The organism is Streptomyces cellostaticus (assembly GCF_001513965.1).
In the GTDB taxonomy this organism is placed as follows: Bacteria; Actinomycetota; Actinomycetes; order Streptomycetales; family Streptomycetaceae; genus Streptomyces; species Streptomyces cellostaticus.
On sequence record NZ_KQ948036.1, the window covers coordinates 1 to 25,932 of the forward strand.

The window sequence follows — 25,932 nt, forward strand, 5'->3', positions numbered from 1 at the left end:
TCCTTTTATAGCTCCGGCTCTTGGGTACTGCCCAGGAGCCGGAGCTTTTTTGCGTTGAGGTAGGGTCAGGGGGCATCGTTGGCTCGTTTTCGCACAGGAGGCCCCCGGGTGGAGGTCCAGGAGACCCGTGTCCAGACAGACCGGGTCCTCACCATCCCCAACATCCTCAGCATGGCGCGGCTCGTCGCCGTACCCCTCTTCCTCTGGCTGATCCTCAGGCCGGAGTTCGGGGGTCCCAACAGTGATGGCTGGGCCCTCCTCGTGCTGGCTTTCAGTGGGGTCAGCGACTACCTGGACGGCAAGCTCGCCAGGCGCTGGAATCAGATCAGCAGCCTCGGCCGGCTCCTTGATCCCGCTGCCGACCGGCTGTTCGTTCTTTCCACACTGCTGGGCCTCACCTGGCGCGAGATCCTGCCGATCTGGCTGACCGCCCTCCTGTTGCTGCGAGAGCTGGTACTCCTGGTGATGGTGGGCATCCTCAGGCGTCACGGCTATCCGCCGCCACAGGTGAACTTCCTGGGGAAGGCCGCAACCTTCAACCTGATGTACGCCTTCCCGCTCCTGCTCCTCAGCGACGGAAAGGGATGGATCGCGTCACTCGCTGCCATTTTCGGATGGGCGTTCGCAGGGTGGGGTACAACCCTCTATTGGTGGGCAGGAGTGCTCTACGTGGTACAAGTCCGCCGCCTGGTCCGTGCGGACGCCGCGGCCGATTGAGCTCGTTGATTGTCCGGACATAGTGGCCCGATGGCCCGCTGCCCAAATCTGCGGGACAATCAGGACGGGTGAAGTCGGCTAGACCGTCGTCTCTTTAGGAGGACGCTTCCGACATGAAGGCCGTCGTGATGGCCGGTGGCGAAGGCACTCGCCTTCGCCCTATGACCTCCAGCATGCCCAAGCCGCTCCTGCCTGTGGTGAACCGCCCGATCATGGAGCATGTACTGAGGCTGCTCAAAAGGCATGGGCTCAACGAGACAGTTGTCACCGTGCAGTTCCTGGCATCGCTCGTCAAGAACTACTTCGGCGACGGCGAAGAGCTCGGAATGGAGCTCACATACGCCAATGAGGAGAAGCCACTCGGTACCGCCGGAAGCGTCAAGAACGCCGAAGAGGCGTTGAAGGACGATGCTTTCCTCGTCATCTCCGGCGATGCCCTGACCGACTTCGACCTCACCGACCTGATCAATTTCCACAAGGAGAAGGGCGCGCTGGTCACGGTTTGTCTGACCCGGGTGCCCAATCCGCTGGAGTTCGGGATCACCATCGTCGATGAGGAAGGCAAGGTCGAGCGCTTCCTCGAGAAGCCGACCTGGGGTCAGGTCTTCTCCGACACGGTCAACACGGGCATTTATGTCATGGAGCCCGAAGTCTTCGACTACGTCGAGCCCGATGTGCCCGTCGACTGGTCCGGTGACGTCTTCCCGCAGCTGATGAAGGACGGCAAGCCGATCTACGGCTATGTGGCCGAGGGCTACTGGGAGGACGTCGGCACCCACGAGAGCTATGTGAAGGCGCAGGCCGACGTCCTGGAGGGCAAGGTCAACGTCGACATCGACGGATTCGAGATCTCCCCGGGCGTCTGGGTCGCCGAAGGTGCAGAGGTGCATCCCGATGCCGTGCTCCGTGGGCCGCTGTACATCGGCGACTACGCCAAGGTGGAGGCCGGAGCGGAAATCCGCGAGCACACCGTCGTGGGTTCCAACGTCGTCGTCAAGAGCGGTGCCTTCCTGCACCGGGCCGTCGTACACGACAACGTGTATGTCGGTCAGCACAGCAATCTGCGTGGCTGTGTCGTAGGGAAGAACACCGACATCATGCGGGCCGCCCGGATCGAGGACGGGGCGGTTATCGGTGACGAGTGCCTGATCGGTGAAGAATCGATCGTTCAAGGCAATGTCCGGGTCTATCCGTTCAAGACCATCGAGGCCGGTGCCTTTGTCAACACCTCGGTCATCTGGGAGTCCAGAGGACAGGCCCAGCTGTTCGGCGCCCGCGGAGTGTCCGGAATCCTGAACGTGGAGATCACGCCCGAGCTGGCCGTGCGGCTGGCCGGCGCCTATGCGACAACGCTGAAGAAGGGCTCCACGGTCACCACGGCCCGTGACCACTCCCGAGGCGCCCGTGCGCTCAAGCGGGCCGTGATCTCCGCGCTCCAGGCCAGCGCCATCGACGTACGAGACCTGGAGAACGTGCCGCTGCCCGTGGCGCGGCAGCAGACCGCGCGAGGCAGTGCCGGCGGCATCATGATCCGGACCTCGCCGGGCGTGCCGGACTCCGTCGACATCATGTTCTTCGACGGGCAGGGCGCGGACCTGTCGCAGGGCGGTCAGCGCAAACTCGACCGGGTGTTCGCGCGACAGGAGTACCGCAGGGCGTTCCCCGGGGAGATCGGCGACCTGTACTTCCCGGCGAGTGTCTTCGACTCGTACACCGGTTCACTGCTCAGGAACGTCGACACCACCGGGATCGCGGAAGCGGGCCTGAAGGTCGTCGTGGACGCCTCCAACGGCAGTGCCGGCCTCGTCCTGCCGAGTCTGCTCGGCAAGCTCGGGGTGGACTCGCTGACCATCAACCCCGGTCTCGACGAGTCCAGGCCCACGGAGACCGAGGAGATGCGCCGTAACGGGCTGGTGCGTCTCGGCGAGATAGTGGCGTCCTCCGGTGCCGCGTTCGGTGTCCGGTTCGACCCAGTCGGCGAGCGGCTGTCGCTCGTGGACGAGAAGGGCCGGATCATCGAGGACGACCGGGCGCTGCTGGTGATGCTGGATCTGGTGGCGGCCGAGCGGCGCAGCGGCCGGGTGGCGCTGCCGGTGACCACGACCCGGATCGCCGAGCAGGTGGCCGCGTATCACGGCACGCAGGTCGAGTGGACCACCACCTCTCCTGACGACCTCACGCGCGTGGGGCGCGAGGAGGGCACGATCTTCGGTGGCGATGGCAAGGGCGGCTTCATCGTCCCGGAGTTCAGCAGCGTCTATGACGGCACGGCGGCCTTCGTACGGCTGATCGGGCTGGTGGCGCGTACGCAGCTCACGCTGAGCCAGATCGATGCGCGGATTCCGCGGGCGCATGTCCTCAAGCGGGACCTGGCGACCCCGTGGGCTGTCAAGGGTCTGGTGATGCGGCGCGTCGTGGAGGCAGCCGGGGATCGCTTTGTCGACACGACCGACGGTGTGCGGGTCGTGGAGACCGACGGCCGCTGGGTGATGGTGCTGCCCGACCCGGCGGAGGCGGTCACCCATCTGTGGGCCGAGGGGCCCGACGATGCCGGAGCGCAGGCCCTGCTGGACGAGTGGTCGGCCGTGGTGGACAGCGCCGGGCGCTAGACCTGGTGGTCCCGGACGGCGAAAAACACTGCACGCGTGCGTGCCGGACAAGTGTCCCCAGGGGGGCCTGTCCGGCACGCCGGTGGGGCCATTCGGAGGTACTGCTCGCGACATGCGACGATGTGCGGCATGCCGCAGCAACCCCCCGTTCGGAGCAGCCCCCCGCGGCCGCAGCGTCCGGACGCTTCCATGTCGTTGATCACCAACGTCATGGACCACAGCCTCGACGACGGGTACGCCGAGGCCGCCGCCCGGAAGAAGTCCCGGGGCGAAGGCGGGCTGCCGAAGACGCTCAGGGCGAAGCTGGGCCTGGCGGCCGGGCTGGTGCTTGCGGCGCTGGTGGTGACCGTAGGGGCCGCGCAGGCGCGGGTGGCGGCGCCCGTGGTGGCCAAGGAGCGCCAGGAGCTGATCGACCGCATAGACCGGGAGACCTCGGGTGCGGACAAGCTCGAAAGCAGTGTCGACGAGCTGCGCGACGACGTCAGCGCGCGCCAGCGGGCGGCTCTGAAGCAGAGTGGCGGCAGTGCCGAGGCGGACCTGGTGAGTGTTCTGTCGGGCGCCACCGCGGTGCACGGCCCCGGGGTCAGGCTCGTCGTGAACGACGCCAAGGAGGCCAGCACCGGCGGCGAGGGCACCAACCCCCGCGAGACCTCCGGTTTCTCCGACACCGGGCGGGTGCGGGACCGGGACATGCAGCGGGTGGTCAACGGGCTGTGGGCCTCCGGGGCCGAGGCCGTCTCCGTCAACGGACAGCGGTTGACGGCCCTGTCCGCGATCAGGGCCGCGGGTGACGCGATACTGGTCGACAACAAGCCGCTGGTGCCGCCGTACACGGTGCTGGCGGTGGGGGACGGGGAACGGCTGAGCACCAGGTTCCAGAACAGCGCCGACGGACTGTATCTGCATGCCCTGGAGGATGACTACGGCATCCGTGCCACCATCTCCGCGCAGGGGGACGTCCGGTTGCCTGCCGCACCCAGTGTGATCGTACGTACAGCACAGCCGAACGCCGAGAAAACTGAGAAGGGCACATCGTGATCGCCGTACTGGGCCTCGTCGTGGGAGTCGTGGCCGGCCTGTTGGTCCGGCCTGAGGTTCCGGCGGTCGTCGAGCCTTATCTGCCGATCGCCGTCGTGGCGGCGCTGGACGCCGTGTTCGGTGGTCTGCGGGCCATGCTCGACGGCATCTTCGACGACAAGGTCTTCGTGGTGTCGTTCCTGTCCAATGTGGTCGTGGCCGCGCTGATCGTGTTCCTGGGGGACAAGTTGGGCGTGGGCGCGCAGCTGTCCACGGGTGTCGTCGTGGTCCTGGGTATCCGGATCTTCTCCAACGCCGCGGCGATCCGGCGGCACGTCTTCCGGGCGTGAGACCGATGAGCAACCAGGAGGAGCAGCCGGAGAACAGGCTGCGTAAGGAACTGCCCGACGAGGTGTCGGCCTCGGCCGCAGAGCCGGAGCAGGCGCCCGCCGGGAGCGGCGAGCAGCAGCTCACCGGGCGCCAGCGGCTGGTCAAGGGGCTGTGGCCGCTGCGCGTCACCAGGGCCCAACTCATCGTCGCCCTACTGCTGTTCGGGCTCGGTTTCGGGCTGGCCGTGCAGGTGGCGTCGAACAGCGACAGCGACAGCGCGCTGCGCGGCGCACGTCAGGAAGATCTTGTTCGCATCCTCGATGAACTGGATTCGCGTACTCAGCGTCTTGAAGACGAGAAGCAGGGTCTCGAAAAGCAGCGGTCGGAGCTGCAGAGCAGCTCCGACCAAGCCGCGGAGGCGCGCAAGCAGACGGCTGAGAAGGAGAAGCAACTCGGCATTCTGGCGGGCACCGTGGCGGCTCAGGGTCCCGGCATCACCATGACGATCGAGGACACGAAGGGGACGGTCAAGGCGGACATGCTGCTCGACGCGATCCAGGAGCTGCGCGCGGCCGGTGCGGAGGCGATCCAGGTCAACGGGGTACGGGTGGTCGCGAGCAGCTACTTCACCGACTCGGAGAAGAGTGTGAGCGTCGACGGGAACAAGATCAACGCTCCCTATCGTTTCCAGATCATCGGCAAGCCGCAGGATCTCGAGCCGGCGCTGAACATCCCTGGAGGCGTGGTGCAGACCTTGGAGAAGGAGCAGGCCACGGTGACTGTGGAGCGGTCGAGCAAGATCGTTGTGGACGCCTTGCGACAGGCGAAGCAGCCTGACTACGCTCGGTCGTCCTCCCAGTGAACCGGCGGTGCATGGGGGACGTCCGGCAGGGGCATGAGGTTGCGGGGGGTCGGCGCACCGAAGGGGTGGTGCGTGGTGGAAACTGTCTGGTGGATACGGACGTTGTGAGGATGTCCGGGTCGGCCGGTGTAGGCAATCAGGGTTCGTCCTGCCCCACGGGCGGGTCTGTTTCGGTCAAGGGGAATCGCCCGTGAAGTTGTTTGCGAAGTTGTTCGGCAAGAGCGCGCGAGAGGGTAGCGACAACGCGACCGCTCGCCATCGCGCACAGCCTGACGCAGAGGGTCAGCGCCCGCTGTTCCGTGACCAGGTCGCTGGTCCGGGCGGTGACATTTCCGGAGGTCAGGGCGCGGCGTCTGTTGACCCTGCGCAGTCCGGCGGCATAGGTTTCGGGCAACCGTCAACCTCAAGTGCGGGTGGAGGGTTTGCCTCCGACCCGTACGCGTCCAATGCCCCGTCGGGACAGCCGCGGCAGGAGGATCCGTCCATGTCGGTCCTGGTGTGTACGAGGTGCGGTAACCGCAATGCGGACAGCGCCCGGTTCTGCTCCAACTGCGGCGCGCCGCTGCGCGCCGGGGTGGCGCCGGAGCGCGCCTCCGAGACGACGTCCACGATCTCGATCTCGGGCCTCGAGGCCTACGACGCCGAGGTGACCGGGCAGACGCAGGTGCCGATGCTCTCGCCCGAGGCGCAGGCCGCGGTGGACGCCCTGCCGCTGGGCTCGGCGCTGCTGGTGGTGCGCCGGGGGCCGAACTCGGGCAGCCGCTTCCTGCTGGACAGCGACCTGACCACGGCTGGCCGTCATCCGCAGAGCGACATCTTCCTGGACGACGTCACGGTCTCGCGGCGGCACGTGGAGTTCCGGCGCTCCCCGGACGGCTCGTTCACCGTGGCCGACGTGGGCAGTCTGAACGGCACGTACGTCAACCGTGAGCGGATCGACCAGGTCGCCCTCTCGAACGGTGACGAGGTGCAGATCGGCAAGTACCGGCTGGTCTTCTACGCGAGCCGGCAGGGCATCTGACCCCCCGGATCCCGTCCGGGGGACCCCAGGGAAGGTCCATGCTTCAATCACCGAGCGGCGGTGCCCGAAGCGGTACCGCCGCCGCGGACAGTGGGCTGCTGAGCATCGGCACGGTGCTGAACGCGCTGCGCGACGAGTTCCCCGAAGTCACCATCTCCAAGATCCGCTTCCTGGAGTCGGAGGGGCTCATCGAGCCGCAGCGGACCCCGTCGGGGTACCGCAAGTTCAGTGCCGGGGACGTCGAGCGCCTCGCTCACGTCCTGAGGATGCAGCGGGACCACTATCTGCCGCTCAAGGTGATCCGCGAGCACCTGGAGGCCATGGAGCGGGGCGAGGCCGTCCAGCTGCCCGTGGTGGGGCGCCAGCGTACCGGGGAGGACGTACCGGAGCCGGTCGAGCGGCCCACGGTCGCCCGGGTCGGGCGGGCCGAGCTGCTCGCGGCCGCCGGCATCGACGAGGGCGAACTCAAGGAGTGGGAGTCCTACGGGCTCATCGCTCCCCTGGAGGACGGGGTGTACGACGCCGAGGCCGTCACCGTGGCCTCGCTCGTGGCCGAGCTGGGCCGGTTCGGGATCGAGCCGCGCCACCTGCGGGTGATGAAGGCCGCGGCCGACCGCGAGGCGGGGCTCGTGGACCAGGTGGTGGCCCCCCTGAAGCGCCACCGCAACCCGCAGACCAGGGCTCACGCCGAGGCCCGTGCGAAGGAGCTGGCGGCGCTCACGGTGAAGCTGCACGCTGCACTGGTACAGACCGCCCTCGGCGTGCGGCTGCCCTGAGCAGCGGGGTGTCACGGGAGGCCGGATCGGGCACCTGTTCCCGGCCCGACTACCCAAACGTCCCGGGCACGGCCTAGGGTTGCAATGTGAACGAGCTCGATGTCGTAGGTGTCCGGGTCGAAATGCCCTCCAACCAACCGATCGTGCTCCTGCGCGAAGTGGGAGGCGACCGTTACCTCCCCATCTGGATCGGGCCGGGGGAGGCGACGGCGATCGCCTTCGCCCAGCAGGGCATGGCCCCCGCGCGACCGCTGACCCACGACCTGTTCAAGGACGTGCTGGAGGCCGTCGGCCAGGAGCTGACCGAAGTACGCATCACGGATCTGCGTGAGGGCGTCTTCTACGCGGAGCTGGTCTTCGCCAGCGGGGTCGAGGTGAGCGCCCGTCCCTCCGACGCCATAGCGCTCGCCCTGCGCACCGGAACGCCGATCTATGGCAGTGACACGGTGCTGGACGACGCCGGTATCGCGATTCCGGACGAGCAGGAGGACGAGGTGGAGAAGTTCCGCGAGTTCCTCGACCAGATCTCGCCCGAGGACTTCGGCACCAGCAGCCAGTGAGGCGGATCCGGCCGAGCGGTCAGCGGGTCTGTACCCGTCCCTTGGGCGGTTCGTCGGCCCCCGGCGCCGTGGCAATTGCCACCGGCCATGGAGAGCGTCCTACGGCTTCCCGCGAACGCATTCGGCTAGCCTTTCCCCGCGGTGGGGCACGGGAAACCACTCTTAGGGTGATTATCACTCGGCGTGCCGAGTGTGGCGATCGTTGACGCGCCCCTGGTGACTGCCTACCGTCGAGAAGGCAGGTCAAGGACGGAGGTCGGCGTGAGAACGAGCGGCGACGGTACGGTGGGGGGTGTCCCCGGGCGCGGTCTCGGGGAGAGCGGTCCGTACCCGCTTCACAGCAGCGCGGTCGATCACGCCCAGCAGCGACCGACGGCGGTGCCGAACGGCGGAGGGGCGGCGTCCATGACGTCCGAGGAGATCGGCTACCGCGGGCCCACGGCCTGCGCGGCCGCCGGCATCACCTACCGGCAACTCGACTACTGGGCTCGCACCGGGCTCGTCGAGCCGAGCGTGCGGCCCGCCTACGGGTCGGGCACCCAGCGTCTGTACAGCTTCCGGGACATCGTCGTCCTGAAGATCGTGAAGCGGTTTCTGGACACCGGGGTCTCGCTGCAGAACATCCGTACGGCTGTTCAGCACCTCAGAGAACGCGGTTTCCGTGATCTGGAGCGCATGACCCTGATGAGCGACGGTGCCACCGTGTACGAGTGCACCTCGCCGGACGAGGTCCACGCCCTGCTCCAGGGCGGTCAGGGCATCTTCGGGATCGCCGTAGGCGTGGTCTGGCGGGACGTGGAAAGCGCACTCTCCCAGCTGCACGGAGAGCGCATCGACACCGGGGAGACGCTGGTCGGGCACAACCCCGCGGACGAACTGGCGCGGCGCCGCAACCGGGCGGTCTGAGCGCGGGACTCTGCGGGCGCGCGGCGCTCTGAACACAGGCCCCTGAGCGCAGGGGGCCGTCCGTGCGCCGGAGCCCTTTTCCGGGCTGTTCCGTGCCGGTCCATTGTCAGTGGCGTGGTGCAGCATCGGAGATGTGAGAAACGCGCCCACGATCCTGCATCTCGACATGGATGCCTTCTACGCCTCGGTGGAGCAGGCATCCAAGCCGAGCCTGCGCGGGAAGGCCGTCGTCGTGGGCGGACTCGGACCGCGCGGGGTGGTGGCCACCGCGTCGTACGAGGCACGGGTCTTCGGGGTCCACTCGGCGATGCCGATGGCCCAGGCGCGCCGGCTGGCGCCGAACGCCGCGTACCTCGTGCCGCGCTTCGCCCTGTACCGGTCGGTCAGCGAGCAGGTGATGGCGCTGCTGCGGGAGCTGTCGCCGCTGGTGGAGCCGCTGAGTCTGGACGAGGCCTTCGTGGATCTGGAGGCCGGGGGAGTGGCCTGGGACGAGGAGTCGGCGCGGCTGACAGGGCTGAGGCTGCGCGCGGACATACGGGCGGTCACGGGGCTCACGGGGTCGGTGGGGCTGGCCGCCTCCAAGATGCTCGCGAAGATCGCCTCGGAGCAGGCCAAGCCCGACGGACTCGTGCTCATCGAGCCCGGGACCGAGCGGGCACTGCTGGGACCCATGCCGGTGCGGACCCTGCCCGGGATCGGGCCGGCCACCGGGGACCATCTGCGGCGGGCCGGGATCACCACGGTCGAGGAGCTGGCCGAGGCGGGCGAGGACGAACTCGTACGGCTGCTGGGCAAGGCGCACGGGCACGCGCTGTACGCCATGGCGCTGGCGCGTGACGACCGGCCCGTGGTGGCCGAGCGGGAGACCAAGTCGGTGTCGGTCGAGGACACCTACGACGTGGACATCCACGACCGGCTGCGGGTCGGTCTGGAGGTGCAGCGGCTCGCCGACCGGTGCGTGCGGCGGCTGCGCGAGGCCGGACACTCCGGGCGGACCATCGTGCTGAAGGTACGGAGGTACGACTTCTCGACGCTGACCCGGTCCGAGACGCTCAGAGGCCCCACGGACGATCCGGCGGTGATCCGGGAGGCGGCCGCGCGGCTGCTGGAGTCGGTGGACACGACGGGTGGGGTGCGGCTGCTCGGCGTGGGGGTTTCCGGGCTCGCCGACTACACCCAGGAGGACCTGTTCGCCCAGGCGGCGGGCGAGCGGGCCGCTGCCGCGGCAGCGCAGGCGCCGGAGGAGGTTGTGCCCGAGGCCGTGGAGGAGCGCCCGGAGCCCGCCGAGCGGCAGTGGCGCGCCGGGCACGATGTACGGCACGCCGAGTACGGGCACGGCTGGGTGCAGGGCAGTGGCCTGGGGCGGGTCACCGTGCGCTTCGAGACACCGCTGTCCGAGCCGGGACGGGTCCGTACCTTCCGGGTGGACGATCCCGGCCTGGAGCCGGCAGATCCGCTGCCGCTGGTGCAGGTGCTGCCGCGGGTGCCGGGTGCCGTGGATGCCGATCTGTGAAGGAGGGTGCCGGTCCTCTGCGGGGTGCGGGTGTGACGTGGTTCCTCGCGCAGTTCCCCGCGCCCCAGGGGGGTTGCCGCCGGCGGAGTCGGTCGAGACGGCCGGGAGTTCCTCAGCTTTCCTCGGTGCCTGCCAGCTTGCCGAAGTCGTGGTCCGGGACGGCCGGCGGTGCGATGTCCAGGCCGTAGTGGTGGTAGAGCTGGAGTTCCTGTTCGGGAGAGAGATGGCGGCCCACGCCGAAGTCGGGGGCGTCCTTGATGAGCGCGCGGTCGAAGGGGACCCGAAGGGCGCCCTCGACCAGTTCGCTGGGCTCCAGGGGGACGAAGGCGTCCCGGGAGAACAGGCCGGTCCGTATGGCCGCCCACTCCGGCACACCCGTAGCGTCGTCGAGATACACCTCGTCGACGGTGCCGATCTTGGTGCCGTTGCGGTCGAACGCCTTGCGGCCGATCAGGTTGCGCGGATCGATGTCGGTCTGCACGGTCCCTCTCCCTCCACTTGGTCGCAACTCATCCGTAAGCACTACAAAAGAGCACATTCAAGGAGGCGGCCACTCGAGGGCTCGGGCGTTGACCTCGCTGGTAGGCTGACAGCGGCTGCTGACCCCGTGCGGGAGAGTCCTCCGACCACCTCGGAGGCGCCGAAGGAGCAACTCCTCCCCGGAATCTCTCAGGCTCACGTACCGCATGGACGAGGTCACTCTGGAAAGCAGGGCGGGTGTCGACGGCTCCCGCCCTCACCGACGGTGAAAGCCGGGACCCTCGGGCGCCCGGTGAAGCTCTCAGGTTGAGATGACAGAGGGGGAGGCCGTCGGGGCAACCGCACCGTGGTGCCCCTCGAAGGTCGCGTCAGACCAGGAGGCCTCCGCAATGACCGCCCATCGCATTCCGCTCTCCGAGCTCGAAGCGGGCATCCCCTTCGAGCAGCGCCACATCGGACCCGACCAGGAGGCGCGGGCCAAGATGCTCGCGCACGTCGGCTACGGCTCCCTCGATGACCTGACCGCCGCCGCGGTCCCGGATGTGATCAAGAACGCCGACGCCCTGGACCTGCCGGGCGCCCGCACCGAGGCCGAGGTGCTCGCCGAGCTGCGCTCGCTCGCGGACCGCAACCAGGTCCTCGGCTCGATGATCGGGCTCGGCTACTACGGCACCTTCACCCCGCCGGTCATCCTGCGCAACGTCATGGAGAACCCGGCCTGGTACACGGCCTACACGCCGTACCAGCCGGAGATCTCCCAGGGGCGGCTCGAGGCCCTGCTGAACTTCCAGACCATGGTCGCCGAGCTCACCGGGCTGCCCACCTCCGGTGCCTCCCTGCTGGACGAGGGCACCGCGGCCGCCGAGGCGATGGCGCTGTCCCGGCGCATGGGCAAGAACAAGAAGGGCCTGTTCCTGGTCGACGCGGACGCGCTGCCGCAGACCATCGCCGTCATCGAGACGCGTGCGGAGCCGACCGGTGTCGAGGTCGTCGTCGCCGACCTCAGCGACGGCATCCCGGCCGAGATCGCCGCGCGCGAGATCAACGGCGTACTGATCCAGTACCCGGGCGCCTCCGGTGCCGTACGCGACATCAAGCCGGTCATCGAGCAGGCGCACGAGCTGGGCGCCCTCGTCACCGTCGCCGCCGACCTGCTCGCGCTCACCCTGCTGACCTCGCCGGGCGAGCTGGGCGCGGACATCGCCGTCGGCACCACCCAGCGCTTCGGCGTGCCGATGGGCTTCGGCGGCCCGCACGCGGGCTACATGGCGGTGCACGAGAAGTTCGCGCGCAGCCTGCCCGGCCGTCTCGTCGGCGTGTCCGTCGACGCCGACGGGAACAAGGCCTACCGTCTCGCGCTGCAGACCCGTGAGCAGCACATCCGCCGCGAGAAGGCCACCAGCAACATCTGCACCGCGCAGGTGCTGCTCGCCGTGATGGCCGGCATGTACGCCGTTTACCACGGCCCCGAGGGCCTGCGCACCATCGCCCGCCGTACCCACCGCTACGCCACGATCCTCGCCGAGGGCCTGAAGGCCGGCGGGGTCGAGATCGTCCACGGTGCCTACTTCGACACCGTCACCGCGCGCGTGCCCGGCAAGGCCGCCGAGGTCGTCGCCGCGGCCCGGGACAACGGAGTCAACCTGCGCCTGGTCGACACCGACCACGTCTCCCTCGCCTGCGACGAGACCACCAACCGGGCCCAGCTGGACGCCGTCTTCTCCGCCTTCGATGTCGCCGGCGACATCGAGGACCTGGACGCGGCCGCCGGTGAGGCCCTGCCCGAGGCGCTGCTGCGCACCGACGACTACCTGACCCACCCGGTCTTCCACGACCACCGTTCCGAGACCGCGATGCTGCGCTACCTGCGCAGGCTCGCCGACCGCGACTACGCGCTCGACCGCGGCATGATCCCGCTGGGCTCCTGCACCATGAAGCTCAACGCGACCACGGAGATGGAGCCGGTCACCTGGCCGGAGTTCGGCCAGTTGCACCCCTTCGTGCCCGCCGAACAGGCGGAGGGCTACCTCACGCTCATCCGCGAGCTGGAGGATCGTCTTGCCGAGGTCACCGGCTACGACAAGGTCTCGCTCCAGCCGAACGCCGGTTCGCAGGGCGAGCTGGCCGGTCTGCTGGCCGTACGCGGCTACCACCGGGCCAACGGCGACGAGCAGCGGACCGTGTGCCTGATCCCGTCCTCCGCGCACGGCACCAACGCCGCCAGCGCCGTGATGGCCGGCATGAAGGTCGTCGTCGTGAAGACCGCCGAGGACGGCGAGATCGACGTCGAGGACCTGCGGGCCAAGATCGAGCAGTACCGCGACCAGCTGGCGGTGCTGATGATCACCTACCCGTCCACGCACGGCGTCTTCGAGGAGCACGTCGCCGACATCTGCGCCCAGGTGCACGAGGCGGGCGGCCAGGTGTACGTCGACGGCGCCAACCTCAACGCCCTGGTCGGCCTCGCCAAGCCGGGCCACTTCGGCGGTGACGTCTCGCACCTGAACCTGCACAAGACGTTCTGCATCCCGCACGGCGGCGGCGGCCCCGGCGTCGGCCCGGTCGCGGTCCGCGCGCACCTGGCGCCGTACCTGCCGAACCACCCGTTGCAGCCGGCGGCCGGCCCGGAGACGGGCGTCGGCCCGATCTCGGCGGCGCCCTGGGGCAGCGCGGGCATCCTGCCCATCTCGTGGGCGTACGTCCGCCTGATGGGCGGCGAGGGCCTCAAGCGCGCCACGCAGGTGGCCGTGCTCTCCGCGAACTACGTCGCCAAGCGCCTGGAGCCGCACTACCCGGTGCTCTACACCGGCCCCGGCAACCTGGTCGCGCACGAGTGCATCATCGACCTGCGCCCGCTGACCAAGGCGACCGGCGTGAGCGTGGACGACGTCGCCAAGCGCCTCATCGACTACGGCTTCCACGCGCCGACCATGTCCTTCCCAGTGGCCGGCACACTGATGATCGAGCCGACCGAGTCCGAGGACCTGGCCGAGCTGGATCGTTTCTGTGACGCGCTGATCGCCATCCGCGCCGAGATCGAGAAGGTCGGCTCCGGCGAGTGGCCCGCGCAGGACAACCCGCTGGCCGGCGCCCCGCACACCGCGGCCGCGCTCGGCGCTGAGTGGACGCACGCCTACAGCCGCGAGGAAGCGGTCTTCCCGGCCGGCGTCTCGGCCGCCGGCAAGTACTGGCCGCCGGTGCGCCGTATCGACCAGGCCTTCGGCGACCGCAACCTGGTCTGCTCCTGCCCGCCGCTGGACGCGTACGAGGACTGAGCGAGTCCCTGGCGAGAGCCCTGCCCGTGATCCGGGCGGGGCTCTCCCCGTTTCTCATGCCCGTTTCTCACGCCGTCGCGAGCGCCACCTCGGTCGACTTGATCAGGGCGACCACGGCGGAGCCCACGAAGAGGCCGAGACCGGTGGCCGCGTCCTTGGTGATCACCGCCGTGAGTTCGCCGCCGTCCACGGTGACCTTCACGGAGGCCATCGCCCCGCCGAGTGCGAGATGGGTGATCGCGCCGGGGAGCTGGTTGCGGATCGACAGGCCCTCGATCCGGTTCGTGGCGAGCGAGATCTCGGTCGACTTCACCAGTGCGCTGACGTGGGAGTCCGGGGCGAGGCCGAGCTCCTCGACGGCCTCCAGGGTGATGGCCGCCATGAGGTCCTGCCCGCCGTCCAGGCGGATCCTGACCGTGGCCATGACCTCGCCGGGGTTCACCTCGGTGACGGTGCCGGGGAGCTGGTTGCGGATGCTCAGTGTCATGGGCACCCACCGTAGAGCGCGTGTCTGCTCAGGCAGGGTATGCGTGCGTCTGGGTCGCCTTCACCGTCGCCCAGACAGCCGCGCCCGGGTGCAGGTCCAGCTCGGCCGCGGCGACCGTGGTGAGGTCGGCGGCGAGGGGAAGCTCGCCGGTGAGGTCGGCGCGGATCTGGTCGCCGTGGGTCTCCAGACCCGCGACCTCGCAGCGCCACAGGTTGCGCGCGCTGGCACCGGTGGGCCGGTCCCGGAAGAGGGTGACGGCGACCGGCGGGAATGCCACGAAGACCGGCCCGGACAGCACTTCCGTGGTCGTGATCGAAGGGCCCGCGTCGAGCCGTACCGTGTGCCCCTCGGCCGCTCCCCGGTAGAGGTTGAGGCCGACCAGTTGGGCGATGTAGTCCGTGCGCGGATGGCGGGCGATGTCGGACGGAGCGCCCTCCTGGACGACCCGGCCGTGTTCGACGACCACCAGCCGGTCGGCGAGCACCATGGCGTCGAGCGGGTCGTGCGTGACCAGCACGGCGACCGCCTCGAACTCGGCCAGGTGACGGCGGAGCTGGGCGCGCACCTCCAGCCGGGTGCGGGCGTCCAGGGCCGCGAGGGGTTCGTCCAGGAGCAGCAGCCGGGGCCGGGTGGCGAGCGCCCGGGCGAGCGCGACGCGCTGGGCCTGGCCGCCGGAGAGGTGGCGGGGCTTGGCGCCGGAGTGGCCGGCGAGGCCCATCCGGTCCAGCCATGCGGCGGCCTGTGCGCGGGCCTCGGCCTTGCCGGCACCCTGGCAGCGCGGCCCGAAGGCCACGTTGTCCAGGGCGGACAGATGCGGGAAGAGCAGGTAGTCCTGGAAGACGACGCCGACCGGGCGCGACTCCGCAGGGGTGCGTTCCAAAGAGGCGCCGTCCAGCCGCAGATGCCCGTCGGTGAGGGGGACCAGACCGGCGAGGGCACGCAGGGCGGTGGTCTTGCCGGCGCCGTTGGGGCCGAGCAGCGCGACGACGTCTCCCGGCGCGGCGGCCAGGGCCACGTCGAGCCGGAAGGAGCCGCGTTCGACGACGAGCCGGGCGTCCAGGCCCTGCTCGCGTATGTCCGCGGGGGCGAGGCCGGTCTTGGGGGCGTCGATGTCGGTCATGGAGAGGGTGTCCTTCGTCGGCACACGCGCAGGGTCGTCTTCCATCCTGGCGTCACCGTCAGGTGCCCGTCAGCCACCGGTCCCGCAGCCCCGCCAGCACGGCGATGGACACGGCCAGCAGGACCAGGCTGAGGGAGATGGCGGCCTCGGGGTCGTTCTGCAGGGCGAGGTAGACCGCGAGGGGCATGGTCTGGGTGCGGCCGGGGAAGTTGCCCGCGAAGGTGATCGTCGCGCCGAACTCGCCGAGCGCGCGGGCCCAGGCCAGCACGGCGCCTGCGGCGATGCCCGGCGCGATCAGCGGCAGGGTGACCCGGCGGAACGCGGTGAAGCGGGAGGCGCCGAGCGTGGTGGCCGCCTCCTCGAAGCGCGGGTCTGCGGCGCGCAGGGTGCCCTCGACACTGATGACCAGGAACGGCATGGCGACGAACGCCTCCGCGACGACGACCCCGGCGGCGGTGAACGGCAGGGTGATCCCGAACCAGGAGTCGAGCCACTTGCCGATGATCCCGTTGCGGCCCAGCGCGAGCAGCAGGGCCACACCGCCGACCACCGGCGGGAGCACCAGGGGCAGGGTCACCAGAGCGCGGACGAGCCCCCGGCCGGGGAAGTCCGTGCGGGCCAGCAGCCAGGCCAGCGGCACGCCGAGCACCAGGCTCACTGCGGTCGCCGCCGTGGCGCTGACCAGGGACAGCTGTAGCGCCTGCCACACCTCGGTGCTGGTCAGCTGCGCCGGCAGACTGCGCCAGGGCGCGCGGACGAGCAGGGCGAGCAGCGGCAGCAGCAGGAACGCCAGGGCGAGCACACCGGGCAGCAGCAGCGGCAACGGTAGCCCTGCCCGGACGCGGCGGCGCCGCGGCCCACCCGTGCGGGGACCGGCCGCGGCGCCGGGCTTGTGCAGCGAGGTCACGGCTTGAGGAACCCGGCCCCGGTCAGGACCTTCTGGCCCTCGGCGGACTGGACCAGGGCGATGAAGGCCTTGGCGGTCCGGGCGTTCTGGGTGTTCTTCAGCAGGGTGATCGGGTAGGCGTTGATGGCCTTGGCGGACTCGGGGAACTCCACGCCCTCCACCTTGTCACCTGCGGCCTTCACATCGGTCTTGTAGACCACCGCGGCGTCGGCCTCCTTCAGCTCCACCTTCGTCAGGGCGCCCTTGACGTCCTGCTCGTAGGAGACCGGGGTGAGCTTCAGCTTGCTGGCGTCCAGGGCCTTCTGGGCGGCCGCACCGCACGGCACGGTCTTGTCGCACAGGACGACCTTCAGGCCGGACTTGGTGAGGTCCTTCAGGGAGGACACCTTGTCGGGGTTGCCCGGCAGGGTGGCGATCTCCAGCTGGTTGCGGACGAAGGTGGCCGGGGTGCCGACCGCGTCCTTCTTGTCCGTGACGATCGCCATGGTCTTGGGGCTGGCGGCGGCGAAGACGTCTGCCGGGGCGCCGCCGGTGATGCTCGCGGCGAGCGTGTCACTGCCGCCGAAGTTGAAGCTCACCTTGGTGCCCGGGTGCTGCTTCTCGAACTCCTGGCCGAGGGCCGTGAAGCTCTCCTTGAGGGAGGCGGCCGCGAACACGGTGACCGTGCCGGACGGCTTCGAGGAGGCGGAGCCGGACTTGTCCGACTTGGTGGTCGACGAGCTGTCGGAGGAGGAGCAGGCGCTGAGTGCCATCAGGGCGGCGGCTCCCGCACCGGCCAGCTGCAGCATTCGCCGGGTCCGGCGCACGGAACGGGTCATCACGGATCTACTCCTCGGGATCTTGGAACAACGGTCGCGCCCTGCCACGGCCGGACATCGGCCGTGCGGCGATGATACTGCCGCATCTGCCAGGCGTAAGTCTCCTGTCGCATCGCATGAGCTGCACACTTGTGACTTGTGGCTGGCATGTGCGTTTGTACGGTCCTCAAGCAGGGGTACGGTCCTGCGGGAGGTGGTCGCGGTGACGCTCGCGGAACTCGCCCTGACCGGCGATCTCGTACGACCGGCCCGGCTGACCGTGCCGGACCTGCTCGACTGGCCCCAGCACCGGGTGGACGTCAGCTTCGAGTGCGCCACCAGCGGCATCCAGCACCACCGGTTCGCCGGTCCACGCCTGTACGACGTGCTCGCCGACGCGGGGCCCGGCTTCGACCCGGCCCGGCGCAAGGACCGGCTGCGCTTCCTCATCGCCGTCACTGGCACCGACGGCCACCACGCCCTGCTCTCCTGGGCCGAGATCGACCCCGACTTCGCCGACGCCCCCGTCCTGCTCGGCGTCACGATCGACGGCACCCCGCTGGATGCGGCCGGCCCCCAGCTGGTGCTGCCGCAGGACCGCTGCGGGGCCCGGCACATCAGCGGGATCACGGCGATCCGGGTGGACGGGGGCTACGGCTTCGGCGCCGCAGAGCGGGCCACACCCGGGCGGGCGTCAGCGGCAGCTTCGTGAGCCTTCTGGGCAAGCTCTGGCCGCTGGTCACCGTCCGCGCGCGCCATGTGGCTCTGCGGGGTGGTACCAGGGCGCCCGTAGCTGCTCCTGACAGGCAGAGCCCTGGCCCAAGCCCGCTCCATGCTCACCTCGGGCCCGCACCACGGCGCCGGACGCGTCTGTGGGTGAGGGGGCCGGGTCAGGCGCGGTCGATGTGCACGTTCGTGGACTTCACGCGGGCGGTGGCCTCCATGCCGACCTCCAGGCCCAGTTCCTCCACGGCCTCCCGGGTGAGCAGGGAGACCAGCCGGTGCGGGCCCGCCTGGATCTCCACCTGAGCGGCGACGTCACCGAGCTTGATGGCGGTGACGATGCCCGGGAACGCGTTGCGGACCGAGGTGGAGGAGGCGTCCTCCTCGCCGCCGCCCGCCTTGGCCAGTTCGACCGAGAACGCGGCGAGGTCCTTGCCGTCGATGAGGCGCCGCCCGGCCTCGTCGCGATGCGTGGCCATCCGGCCGGCGTCGGCCCAGCGGCGGGCGGTGTCCGGGCTCACGCCGAGGAGCCGCGCGGCCTGGCCGATCGTGTAGGACTGCATGCCGGTCACGATAGGGCCACGCACGGGAACCGTGGACGTGGGGTTGGCCGTTGGGTATAACGCGATATAGCGTTAGTGCGTGATGGTGGATCCCTGCGGGGACGTCTGGATCGGGGTGAGGGTGTGTCGGTCGAGCTGATGCGTACGGAGGAGCCGTCCGGGCTGCGGGCCTCGCATGCGGACCGGGACCGGGTGGTGGACGTGCTGACCGCTGCCGCGGCAGACGGCCGCCTCACCGCCCCGGAACACGAGGAGCGGGTGACGGCCGCCCTGTCCGCGCGCACGCTCGGTGAGCTGGCGGCGCTGACGGCCGACCTGCCGGGCGAAGCGGCCGGGCCCGCCCCGGTCAAGGACGTCGTCCGCATCGAGCAGCAGGGTTCCTCGACCACGCGCGGCGACGGGTGGTCGGTGCCGCGCCGGATGGACATCCGGTCGGCCTGGGGCGATGTGACCCTCGACTTCACCCGGGCGGAGATCGGCCACGACAGCCTCCGCATCGACGTGGACCTGAAGGGCGGCACCCTGCGGCTGATCACCCGGCCCGGTGTCGTCGTGGACAGCGACTCCCTGGTGATCGGCTACGGCAAGACCAGGATGCGGCCGGCCGGGGACCCCGGGACACCGGTCGTGCTGCGCGTGGAGATACACGGGCGGCTGAGCATGGGCGTGCTCGAGGTGCGGCCGCCGCGGCGGCTGTTCGGCAGGAGGGCGGCGACCGCCTGAGGCGCCTGCCGTCTTTGGGACCACAGGCGCCCGGACCGGCTCAGCCGGTGTGCACGCGCGGGCGCCGGCCGCGGTCCGGTTCCGCCTCGCGCAGGACCTCGCGGGTGACCGGGGCGACTTCGCCCTGCCCGAAGAGGAAGAAGCGCAGGAAGTTGGCGAACGGGTTGCCCTCGGTCCACTCGAAGTAGATGTGCGGGGTGCAGCTCGTCCTGTCCCGGACATGGAGGAGGAGCGCGGCCAGGGCGTTGGGGATGGAGGAGGACTCCAGGGTCAGCACCCGGTAGCGGTCGTGCAGGACCTCGCCGCGTACGGTCAGGCTCGCCTCGAACTCGGAGGGGTCGGTGACCGTGACCTCGACGAAGACGAAGTCCTCCTGCTCGGGCATGTCGTTGTCGGCCCGGATCTGCTCGATCTTGTCGCGGTACTCGGCCTTGTCGCGCCGGTCGGGCTCATTGGCGATGAACCGCATCTTGCGGCTGGCCATATCCCTGACGAACCGTTCCGCCATGTCGTCCATCGTCACGCTGGTCACCCGCAGCTCGAAGGCGCGGGCCAGCCGGGACAGCAGCGAGACCAGGATGATGCCGGCGATGAAGCAGGCGCCGATCTTCACACCGTCGGGACGCTCGATGACGTTCACGACGGTCGTGTAGAGGAACACCACCGAGATGACCGCGAACGTGACGGTCCAGCCGCGCTGGCCCGCCTTGTGCGCGGCGATGGTCACCGCGATCGCCGCGGAGCTGATCAGCACCAGCACACCGGTGGCGTAGGCGCCGCCCTGCGCGTCGACGTTGGCGTCGAAGATCCAGGTGACCAGGAAGGCGACCAGCGTGAAGACGATGACCATCGGGCGCACGGCCCGCGCCCAGTGCGGGGCCATGCCGTAGCGGGGCAGGTAGCGCGGCATCAGGTTGAGCAGACCGGCCATGGCGGAGGCGCCGGCGAACCACAGGATGGCGATGGTCGAGACGTCGTAGACCGTGCCGAAGGCGCCGCCCAGGTACTCGTGGGCGAGGTAGGCGAGCGCGCGGCCGTTGGCCGGGCCGCCGGGCTTGAAATCGTCCGCCGGGATCAGCAGCGTGGTGATGAAGCTGGTCGCGATCAGGAAGGCGCTCATGATCAGGGCGGCGGTGGTCAGCAGCTTCTTGGTGTCCCGGATCCGGCCGACCGGACGCTCCTCGGTGTCACCCTCGTCGCCCTCCACATGCGGCATGACGGCGACGCCGGTCTCGAAGCCGGAGAGGCCGAGGGCGAGTTTCGGGAAGACGATCAGGGCCACGCCGATCATGACGAAGACGTTGCCGTGTTCCGCGGTCAGGGCGCTGGTCCAGTCGGTGATCACATGCCCGGCGGTCATGACGTGCCACAGGCCGACGATCACGACGACGACATTGAGCGCGAGGTAGATGCCGACCAGGGCGACGGCGACCCCGATGGCCTCCAGGAAGCCCTTGAGGAACACCGCGCCGAGCAGGGCCACCAGGAACAGGGTGATGAGCATCTGGTGGCTGTGGAGCGTGCTGGTGAGGTGCGGGTTCTCCACCAGGTGGGTGGAGGCGTCGGCGGCGGAGAGGGTGATGGTGATGAGGAAGTCGGTGGCCGCGAAGCCCAGCAGGGTCAGCACGAACAGCTTGCCCTGCCAGAAGGAGAGCAGCCGCTCCAGCATGGAGATGGAACCCTCGCCGTGCGGGCTCTCCTCGGCGACCCGGCGGTACACCGGAAGTGCGCCCGCCAGGGTGACTATGACGAGCACGATGGTCGCGATGGGCGACAGCAGACCGGCGGCCAGGGCCGCGATGCCCGGCTGGTAACCGAGGGTCGAGAAGTAGTCCACACCCGTCAGGCACATCACGCGCCACCAGCGCTGGCCTTTGTGCGCGGGCTCCGGCTCGGCGTGGGGTCCGGTGAGGCCACCGTGCTTGCCCATGTCGGACAGCCCCTCCAGCATCCAGGCGCGCAGGCGACTGGGGGGGTGCTCGGTCGTGACCATCGGCGTGCTCCTGGTGTGCGGCTCAGCTGTTTCCGGCCATCACGCGGACGGCGGCACCAGCGTATGCAGAGCGTGACGTCAGGGCCCACGGATCGGTGGTCCGAGGGCGTCAATCTTGCGTTAAGAAAGACCCGGCAGGAGGAGGCGGCGTATCAAGAAGCGGAGGCCGGAAGCCCGCGGGGCGCTATGGACTGTAGGGGGCGCGAGGGCCGCGGATTCCGGACCGGACACCGTGCGTCATCTCGTACGACGTCTCCATGCTGCCCCGGCCGAAGGGGATCCGCAGCCGCAGCGCCAGGCGCTCAAGCCCGCCGTTCCAGATGCCCGATGTCTTGAACACCGTCAAAGAGGGCCGGCGGTGAAGCCGTCACAGGCCCCGGGTGTCCATGCGCAGATGCCAGGCGTTGCGCCGGTGGACGGCCACGAGGTCGGACTCCAGGGGCGACGGCGGCACCGCGAGGACCGGGCAGACGGCGTGGGTGAGGCAGTGCCGGGAGACCCGTCCCGAGAAGGCGCGTTGCAGTCCGCGCCGGCCCGCGCCCACGACCAGGAGGTCGTGCTCGCGGTCCGCGGTCGCCACCAGCGCCCTGCCCGGGGTGCCGCGCACGATGACGGCGTGCAGCGGCACGCCAGGGCCGTCCTCGCCGAAGATCTCGTCGAGCACGGACGCCAGCCGCTGCTTGGCGAGCCGCTGCCACTCCTCGACCAGCAGTCCGGCGGCGGGCGTGCGGCGTGCGGCGGGATCACCGCCGGGCGGTTCCCAGGCCAGCACCGGCCATAGCTCGGCTCCCAGGCGCCGGGCCAGCGCGGCGGCCCGGCGCAGGGCCGTGACGCTGCCCAGGGAGCCGCTCACACCGACCACCACACGGGGGGCAGCCGAGGCGTCGTAACCGGACATGGCTTCACCGCTCCTCACGGGTGTCCGCGGGCCTTTCCCATGGACGGACCCGCGCGCATGGCCTCCCTCTCATCCCACTCCTGCGCGGGCGATTCGACCAGTCGGCAGACGCTCTTCCCGACAGGTTCCTGACGCACTCGGGCACCTCGCCCCGGGCTCCCGTCAGCGTCGCGTCAGCATCGCCCCCGTCCCCGTCAGCATCGCGTCATGAGGCGTCGGCCGACCGGCTCGGGCGGGCATAGCGTCGAGGCAGCCCCGGCCCGCCTCCCCGCGTCCGGGGCACTCAAGGCCCACCCATCCGCCCAGGAGGCGACCCATGCCCGAACTCCTCTGTGCCGACGACCCGGAGCCTTCCGAACGCACCCCGGCCGGACCCTTGTACGTGCCCGTCCGGCCGGGACCCGCCGGGTGCGCGACCCGCTTGTTCCGCACGCCCCTGGGCGACCGCACGGCCGTCGCCTTCACCTCCGTGCGTCGTCTGGCCGGCACGCTCGGCCCCGATCAGCCGTGGATCCGGCTCGCCGAGCCCGCGCTGCGCGCGCTCACGGCGCCGCTCGGCGTCACCGCCCTCGCCGTCGACCCCTCGTTCTCGGCGCCGGCACCCGGACCCGCCGCTGCGGCCATCCCGCTCCCGGCCCTGCGCGGCATGGAGGTGAGCACCCGATGACGACCCTGCACGAGGCCGCAGTGCGCACGGACCTCTCCGTCTGGCCCGCCTCCACCACCGAGCCCCGCCCGGGCGATCCGGCCGTCGGCGGCGTGCCGCTGGCCGAGATCGCGGACCGCTTCGGCACCCCCGTCTACGTCCTCGACGAGGGCGAGGTGCGCGAGCGCTGCCGCGCCTACCGCCAGGCCTTCTACGACGCCGAAGTCCTCTACGCGGCCAAGGCGTTCCTGTGCCGTGCCATGATCCGCTGGACGGCCGAGGAGGGCCTGGGCCTGGACGTCTGCTCGGCCGGTGAGCTGGAGCTGGCGGTCACCGCCGGGTTCCCGCCCGAGCGGATCGTGCTGCACGGCAACGCCAAGTCGCCGCACGACCTGGAGACCGCGCTGCGCCTCGGAGTGGGCCGCATCGTGATCGACAGTCCCACGGAGATCGCCCGGCTGGCCGCCGCCCTCGGGCCCGACGGCCGGCAGCGCGTGCTGGTCCGGGTGGTGCCCGGGATCGGCGCGGGCGCGCACGACAAGATCCGGACCGGTACCGAGGACCAGAAGTTCGGCCTCTCCGTCTCCGACGGCCACGCCCAGCACGCCATCGCCCGCATCCTCGACCAGCCGCAGCTCCGGCTGACCGGACTGCACTGTCACCTGGGCTCGCAGATCACCAGCGTGAAGCCGTACGTCACCGCCGTGCGCCGCATGGTCGGCCTCATGGCCCGGCTGCGCGACCAGCACGGCCTCGCACTGCCCGAACTCGACCTCGGCGGCGGCCACGGCATCGCCTACCGCCCCGGCGAACCGGCCCTCGACCCGGCCGTTCTGGCCCGCAGGGTCCGCGCCGAACTCACCGCGGCCTGCGCGGCCGCCGAACTCCCGGTGCCCCGCCTGATCATCGAACCCGGCCGGGCGATCGCCGGACCCGCAGGTGTCGCCGTCTACCACGTGCTGGCCGTCAAACGCACCGGCGCCCGCACCTTCGTGGCCGTCGACGGCGGCATGAGCGACAACCCGCGGCCCGCCCTGTACGGCGTCCGGTACGCGCCCCGCCTCATCGGGCGGCCCGCCGCCGAGCCCCTGACCCCGGTGACCGTCGTGGGCCGGCACTGCGAGGCCGGTGACGTCCTCGCCGAGGCCGAACTCCCTGCCGACGTACGCCCGGGCGACCTGCTCGCCGTCCCCGTGGCCGGGGCCTATCAGCTCTCCATGGCCTCCGCCTACAACCTGGTCGGCCGCCCGCCCGTGGTCGCCGTGCGCGCCGGCCGCGCCCGGCTGCTGGTCCGCCGGGAGTCCCTGGCCGACCTGCGCAGCCGGGACGTGGGCGTCTGACGCTCCGTCGCACCCCCCGACTCCCGGGTGGGCCGGTCTTCCTTCCCTCGCCGGCCGGCCCGCCCGGGCCCTGCTTTCGTTCCGTCCGCCCTGCCGAGTCCACCGTAGAGGGCCAGTGAGATTCGCCGCCAGGTTCGAAACGTTCGACTCCCTGTGAGGCGGACATGCGGACGTACGACAACCCGGTCCTTCCCGGTTTTCCACCCCGACCCGAGCGTGTGCCGGGTGGGGGACGACCACTACCTCGTCTGCTCCGGCTTCGAGTACTCCCCCGGCATCCCGCTCTTCCACAGCCGGGATCTGGTGCACTGGCGCCAGATCGGCAACGTCCTCGACCGGCCGGGGCAGTGGGCGCTGCCGGACGAGGTGCGCCGGCCTCCGGCGGGATCTACGCGCCGACCATCCGGCATCACGACGGACTCTTCCACGTGGTCACCACCTGCGTCGGCGGCGGAGGGACCTTCCTCGTCACCGCCGAGCGCCCGGAGGGTCCGTGGTCGGACCCGGTGTGGATCGACCTGCCGGGCATCGACCCGGACCTCGCCTGGGACGAGGACGGCCAGTGCTGGTGCGCGATGGCCGGGGTCACGGTCGCGCGGATCGACCCGCGGACCGGACGGGTGCTCGAAGGGCCGTTGCCGATGTGGTCCGGCATCGGTCTCCGGGACCCGGAGGCGCCGCACCTGTACCGGAACGGCGACTGGTGGTACCTGCTGCTCGCCGAGGGCGGCACCGCGCTCGGCCACGGTGTCCCGGCCGCCCGGGCCCGCTCCCCGCGCGGGCCCTGGGAAGCGGCGCCGGTGAACCCGCTGCTGTCCCACCGCGGCACCGGCCTGCCCGTCCAGTGCACCGGCCACGCCGATCTCGTCCAGGCGGCCGAGGGCAGCTGGTGGATGGTGCTGCCCGGTACGCGGCCGCGCGGCTACTTCCCGGAGTTCCACGTCCTCGGCCGGGAGACCTTCCTGGTGGCCCCGGGTGGGGCCGGTGCGGGAGCGGCACCCGGCACCGGCCGCCTGGGCACCCCTTGCGCCGCCGCCCGTCCGGGACGACTTCACCGATCCGGTCCTCGCGCCGCACCGGATATCCCCGCGCCGCAGGCCCGACGGCTGCTGGTCCCTGGACGAGCGGCCCGGACGGCTGACGCTGACGGCCACCGGTGACAGCCTCGACCGGCCCGGACACACCTTCGTCGGCCGCCGCCGGCAGCACCCCGACTGCCGGGCCGCCGTGCTGCTGGACCCCGGGCCGGCGCGGGCCGGGCTGTCCGTCCGCCTGGACGAGGCCCACCACTACGACCTGGAGGTGAGCGGGGGAGTGGCGGCCGTGTTCGCCCGGATCGGCCCGCTGCGCCGGTGCATCGCCCACCACCCGGTGCCGGCGGGCCGGGTCACCCTGGCCGTGGACATCCGCGCGACGCGGCACCCCGGACCCGGGTCCGGCCCCGACACCGTCGCCTTCTCGGTCGAAACTTCCGAAGCCATCGTTCGGCTGGCCGAACTGGACGGCCGCTATCTGTCCACCGAGGTGGCCACCGGGTTCACCGGCCGTGTCCTCGGCATGTACGTCACCGACGGGTCTGCGGCCTTCGACTGGTTCGACTACGAGCCCGCGAGCTGGTGCACGACACCTTGACGCTCCCCACGCGCCTTTCTAGAGTCGCGGTTCGGAA

The 25,932-nt window shown here is 70.5% G+C and carries 23 protein-coding genes, 1 pseudogene and 1 riboswitch; of the genes and pseudogenes, 16 read left to right on the forward strand and 8 right to left on the reverse strand.

The window, feature by feature from the left end; translation table 11 throughout:
* Positions 1 to 108 precede the first annotated feature (108 nt).
* From clsA to AQI88_RS31395, 10 genes are all read left to right on the forward strand, one after another.
* Positions 109 to 717 (forward strand): cardiolipin synthase ClsA, encoded by a 609-nt coding sequence (gene clsA / locus AQI88_RS31350; RefSeq protein WP_067005608.1) that lies wholly within the window; start codon positions 109 to 111, stop codon positions 715 to 717.
* 113 nt (positions 718 to 830) lie between these two features.
* Positions 831 to 3,326 carry a mannose-1-phosphate guanyltransferase gene (locus tag AQI88_RS31355; RefSeq protein ID WP_067005610.1) on the forward strand — a complete coding sequence of 832 codons (2,496 nt, stop codon included), beginning with the start codon at positions 831 to 833 and terminating at the stop codon, positions 3,324 to 3,326.
* A 129-nt stretch (positions 3,327 to 3,455) separates the two neighbouring features.
* Positions 3,456 to 4,364 carry a DUF881 domain-containing protein gene (locus tag AQI88_RS31360; protein ID WP_244184418.1) on the forward strand — a complete coding sequence of 303 codons (909 nt, stop codon included), beginning with the start codon at positions 3,456 to 3,458 and terminating at the stop codon, positions 4,362 to 4,364.
* Entirely contained in the window at positions 4,361 to 4,693 is a 333-nt protein-coding gene (locus tag AQI88_RS31365; protein ID WP_003988855.1) for a small basic family protein, read from the forward strand. The genes AQI88_RS31360 and AQI88_RS31365 overlap by 4 nt, the downstream gene beginning before the upstream one ends.
* Positions 4,694 to 4,698: 5 nt before the next feature.
* Entirely contained in the window at positions 4,699 to 5,535 is an 837-nt protein-coding gene (locus tag AQI88_RS31370; RefSeq protein WP_067005614.1) for a DUF881 domain-containing protein, read from the forward strand.
* A gap of 190 nt (positions 5,536 to 5,725) precedes the next feature.
* Complete coding sequence (locus tag AQI88_RS43820) at positions 5,726 to 6,556, forward strand: FHA domain-containing protein (protein WP_208615951.1); 831 nt, start codon at positions 5,726 to 5,728, stop codon at positions 6,554 to 6,556.
* 38 nt (positions 6,557 to 6,594) lie between these two features.
* Positions 6,595 to 7,332, forward strand: coding sequence for a transcriptional regulator FtsR (gene ftsR, locus AQI88_RS31380; protein WP_067005619.1), 738 nt, complete (start codon positions 6,595 to 6,597; stop codon positions 7,330 to 7,332).
* 86 nt (positions 7,333 to 7,418) lie between these two features.
* Entirely contained in the window at positions 7,419 to 7,892 is a 474-nt protein-coding gene (locus AQI88_RS31385) for a bifunctional nuclease family protein (RefSeq protein ID WP_026253112.1), read from the forward strand.
* Between the two features lie 261 nt (positions 7,893 to 8,153).
* Positions 8,154 to 8,798: a MerR family transcriptional regulator gene (locus tag AQI88_RS31390; RefSeq protein WP_079057934.1), complete on the forward strand. Its 645-nt coding sequence runs from the start codon at positions 8,154 to 8,156 to the stop codon at positions 8,796 to 8,798.
* Between the two features lie 133 nt (positions 8,799 to 8,931).
* Positions 8,932 to 10,311 (forward strand): DNA polymerase IV, encoded by a 1,380-nt coding sequence (locus tag AQI88_RS31395; RefSeq protein WP_107118720.1) that lies wholly within the window; start codon positions 8,932 to 8,934, stop codon positions 10,309 to 10,311.
* Positions 10,312 to 10,423: 112 nt separating this feature from the next.
* Here AQI88_RS31395 and AQI88_RS31400 read toward each other — a convergent pair whose 3' ends face one another.
* Positions 10,424 to 10,792: a PRC-barrel domain-containing protein gene (locus tag AQI88_RS31400; protein ID WP_067005623.1), complete on the reverse strand. Its 369-nt coding sequence runs from the start codon at positions 10,790 to 10,792 to the stop codon at positions 10,424 to 10,426.
* Positions 10,793 to 10,911: 119 nt separating this feature from the next.
* Positions 10,912 to 11,006, forward strand: a riboswitch (glycine riboswitch).
* Positions 11,007 to 11,180: 174 nt separating this feature from the next.
* Between AQI88_RS31400 and gcvP the strand changes: the two genes are divergently transcribed.
* Positions 11,181 to 14,066 carry an aminomethyl-transferring glycine dehydrogenase gene (gcvP, locus tag AQI88_RS31405; RefSeq protein ID WP_067005625.1) on the forward strand — a complete coding sequence of 962 codons (2,886 nt, stop codon included), beginning with the start codon at positions 11,181 to 11,183 and terminating at the stop codon, positions 14,064 to 14,066.
* Positions 14,067 to 14,133: 67 nt separating this feature from the next.
* On the opposite strand, the gene AQI88_RS31410 is transcribed toward gcvP, so the two are convergent.
* Genes AQI88_RS31410 through modA form a run of 4 tightly spaced genes read right to left on the reverse strand, consistent with a single transcriptional unit; the run spans position 14,134 to position 17,398 of the window.
* Positions 14,134 to 14,553: a TOBE domain-containing protein gene (locus AQI88_RS31410; protein ID WP_067005627.1), complete on the reverse strand. Its 420-nt coding sequence runs from the start codon at positions 14,551 to 14,553 to the stop codon at positions 14,134 to 14,136.
* A 28-nt stretch (positions 14,554 to 14,581) separates the two neighbouring features.
* A complete protein-coding gene (locus tag AQI88_RS31415) occupies positions 14,582 to 15,673 on the reverse strand; it encodes an ABC transporter ATP-binding protein (RefSeq protein WP_067005849.1) in 1,092 nt (363 codons plus the stop codon).
* Positions 15,674 to 15,731: 58 nt separating this feature from the next.
* Positions 15,732 to 16,580: a molybdate ABC transporter permease subunit gene (gene modB, locus AQI88_RS31420; RefSeq protein ID WP_067005630.1), complete on the reverse strand. Its 849-nt coding sequence runs from the start codon at positions 16,578 to 16,580 to the stop codon at positions 15,732 to 15,734.
* Complete coding sequence (modA, locus tag AQI88_RS31425) at positions 16,577 to 17,398, reverse strand: molybdate ABC transporter substrate-binding protein (protein WP_067005632.1); 822 nt, start codon at positions 17,396 to 17,398, stop codon at positions 16,577 to 16,579. Before modA ends, modB begins: the two co-directional genes overlap by 4 nt.
* A gap of 193 nt (positions 17,399 to 17,591) precedes the next feature.
* Here modA and AQI88_RS31430 point away from each other — a divergent pair, with 193 nt between their 5' ends.
* Positions 17,592 to 18,089 (forward strand): molybdopterin-dependent oxidoreductase, encoded by a 498-nt coding sequence (locus AQI88_RS31430; protein ID WP_067005634.1) that lies wholly within the window; start codon positions 17,592 to 17,594, stop codon positions 18,087 to 18,089.
* A 178-nt stretch (positions 18,090 to 18,267) separates the two neighbouring features.
* On the opposite strand, the gene AQI88_RS31435 is transcribed toward AQI88_RS31430, so the two are convergent.
* The gene (locus tag AQI88_RS31435) at positions 18,268 to 18,663 is read right to left on the reverse strand and encodes a TOBE domain-containing protein (protein WP_067005851.1); all 396 of its coding nucleotides are present in this window, start codon (positions 18,661 to 18,663) and stop codon (positions 18,268 to 18,270) included.
* Positions 18,664 to 18,786: 123 nt separating this feature from the next.
* Between AQI88_RS31435 and AQI88_RS31440 the strand changes: the two genes are divergently transcribed.
* Positions 18,787 to 19,386, forward strand: coding sequence for a DUF1707 SHOCT-like domain-containing protein (locus tag AQI88_RS31440; RefSeq protein WP_067005636.1), 600 nt, complete (start codon positions 18,787 to 18,789; stop codon positions 19,384 to 19,386).
* A gap of 40 nt (positions 19,387 to 19,426) precedes the next feature.
* Here the strand turns inward: AQI88_RS31440 and AQI88_RS31445 are convergent, their stop codons facing one another.
* Together AQI88_RS31445 and AQI88_RS31450 are read right to left on the reverse strand one after the other, a co-directional pair.
* Complete coding sequence (locus AQI88_RS31445) at positions 19,427 to 21,379, reverse strand: APC family permease (protein WP_067005638.1); 1,953 nt, start codon at positions 21,377 to 21,379, stop codon at positions 19,427 to 19,429.
* Positions 21,380 to 21,746: 367 nt separating this feature from the next.
* Positions 21,747 to 22,277, reverse strand: a complete 531-nt coding sequence (locus tag AQI88_RS31450) for a universal stress protein (protein WP_067005640.1) — start codon at positions 22,275 to 22,277, stop codon at positions 21,747 to 21,749.
* A 316-nt stretch (positions 22,278 to 22,593) separates the two neighbouring features.
* Between AQI88_RS31450 and AQI88_RS31455 the strand changes: the two genes are divergently transcribed.
* From AQI88_RS31455 to AQI88_RS31465, 3 genes and pseudogenes are all read left to right on the forward strand, one after another.
* Complete coding sequence (locus tag AQI88_RS31455) at positions 22,594 to 22,944, forward strand: SAV_915 family protein (protein ID WP_067005642.1); 351 nt, start codon at positions 22,594 to 22,596, stop codon at positions 22,942 to 22,944.
* Positions 22,941 to 24,263: a diaminopimelate decarboxylase gene (gene lysA / locus AQI88_RS31460; protein ID WP_067005644.1), complete on the forward strand. Its 1,323-nt coding sequence runs from the start codon at positions 22,941 to 22,943 to the stop codon at positions 24,261 to 24,263. Before AQI88_RS31455 ends, lysA begins: the two co-directional genes overlap by 4 nt.
* 164 nt (positions 24,264 to 24,427) lie before the next feature.
* Positions 24,428 to 25,895: pseudogene (locus tag AQI88_RS31465) on the forward strand (glycoside hydrolase family 43 protein).
* Positions 25,896 to 25,932 lie beyond the last annotated feature (37 nt).

Coding starts and splice junctions, on each gene's coding strand:
- AQI88_RS31355 (WP_067005610.1), top strand. CDS start 831: ATGAAGGCCGTCGTGATGGCCGGTGGCGAAGGCACTCGCCTTCGCCCT.
- AQI88_RS31360 (WP_244184418.1), top strand. CDS start 3,456: ATGCCGCAGCAACCCCCCGTTCGGAGCAGCCCCCCGCGGCCGCAGCGT.
- AQI88_RS31370 (WP_067005614.1), top strand. CDS start 4,699: ATGAGCAACCAGGAGGAGCAGCCGGAGAACAGGCTGCGTAAGGAACTG.
- ftsR (WP_067005619.1), top strand. CDS start 6,595: ATGCTTCAATCACCGAGCGGCGGTGCCCGAAGCGGTACCGCCGCCGCG.
- gcvP (WP_067005625.1), top strand. CDS start 11,181: ATGACCGCCCATCGCATTCCGCTCTCCGAGCTCGAAGCGGGCATCCCC.
- AQI88_RS31410 (WP_067005627.1), bottom strand. CDS start 14,553: ATGACACTGAGCATCCGCAACCAGCTCCCCGGCACCGTCACCGAGGTG.
- AQI88_RS31415 (WP_067005849.1), bottom strand. CDS start 15,673: ATGACCGACATCGACGCCCCCAAGACCGGCCTCGCCCCCGCGGACATA.
- modA (WP_067005632.1), bottom strand. CDS start 17,398: ATGACCCGTTCCGTGCGCCGGACCCGGCGAATGCTGCAGCTGGCCGGT.
- AQI88_RS31435 (WP_067005851.1), bottom strand. CDS start 18,663: ATGCAGTCCTACACGATCGGCCAGGCCGCGCGGCTCCTCGGCGTGAGC.
- AQI88_RS31445 (WP_067005638.1), bottom strand. CDS start 21,379: ATGGTCACGACCGAGCACCCCCCCAGTCGCCTGCGCGCCTGGATGCTG.
- AQI88_RS31450 (WP_067005640.1), bottom strand. CDS start 22,277: ATGTCCGGTTACGACGCCTCGGCTGCCCCCCGTGTGGTGGTCGGTGTG.
- AQI88_RS31455 (WP_067005642.1), top strand. CDS start 22,594: ATGCCCGAACTCCTCTGTGCCGACGACCCGGAGCCTTCCGAACGCACC.
- lysA (WP_067005644.1), top strand. CDS start 22,941: ATGACGACCCTGCACGAGGCCGCAGTGCGCACGGACCTCTCCGTCTGG.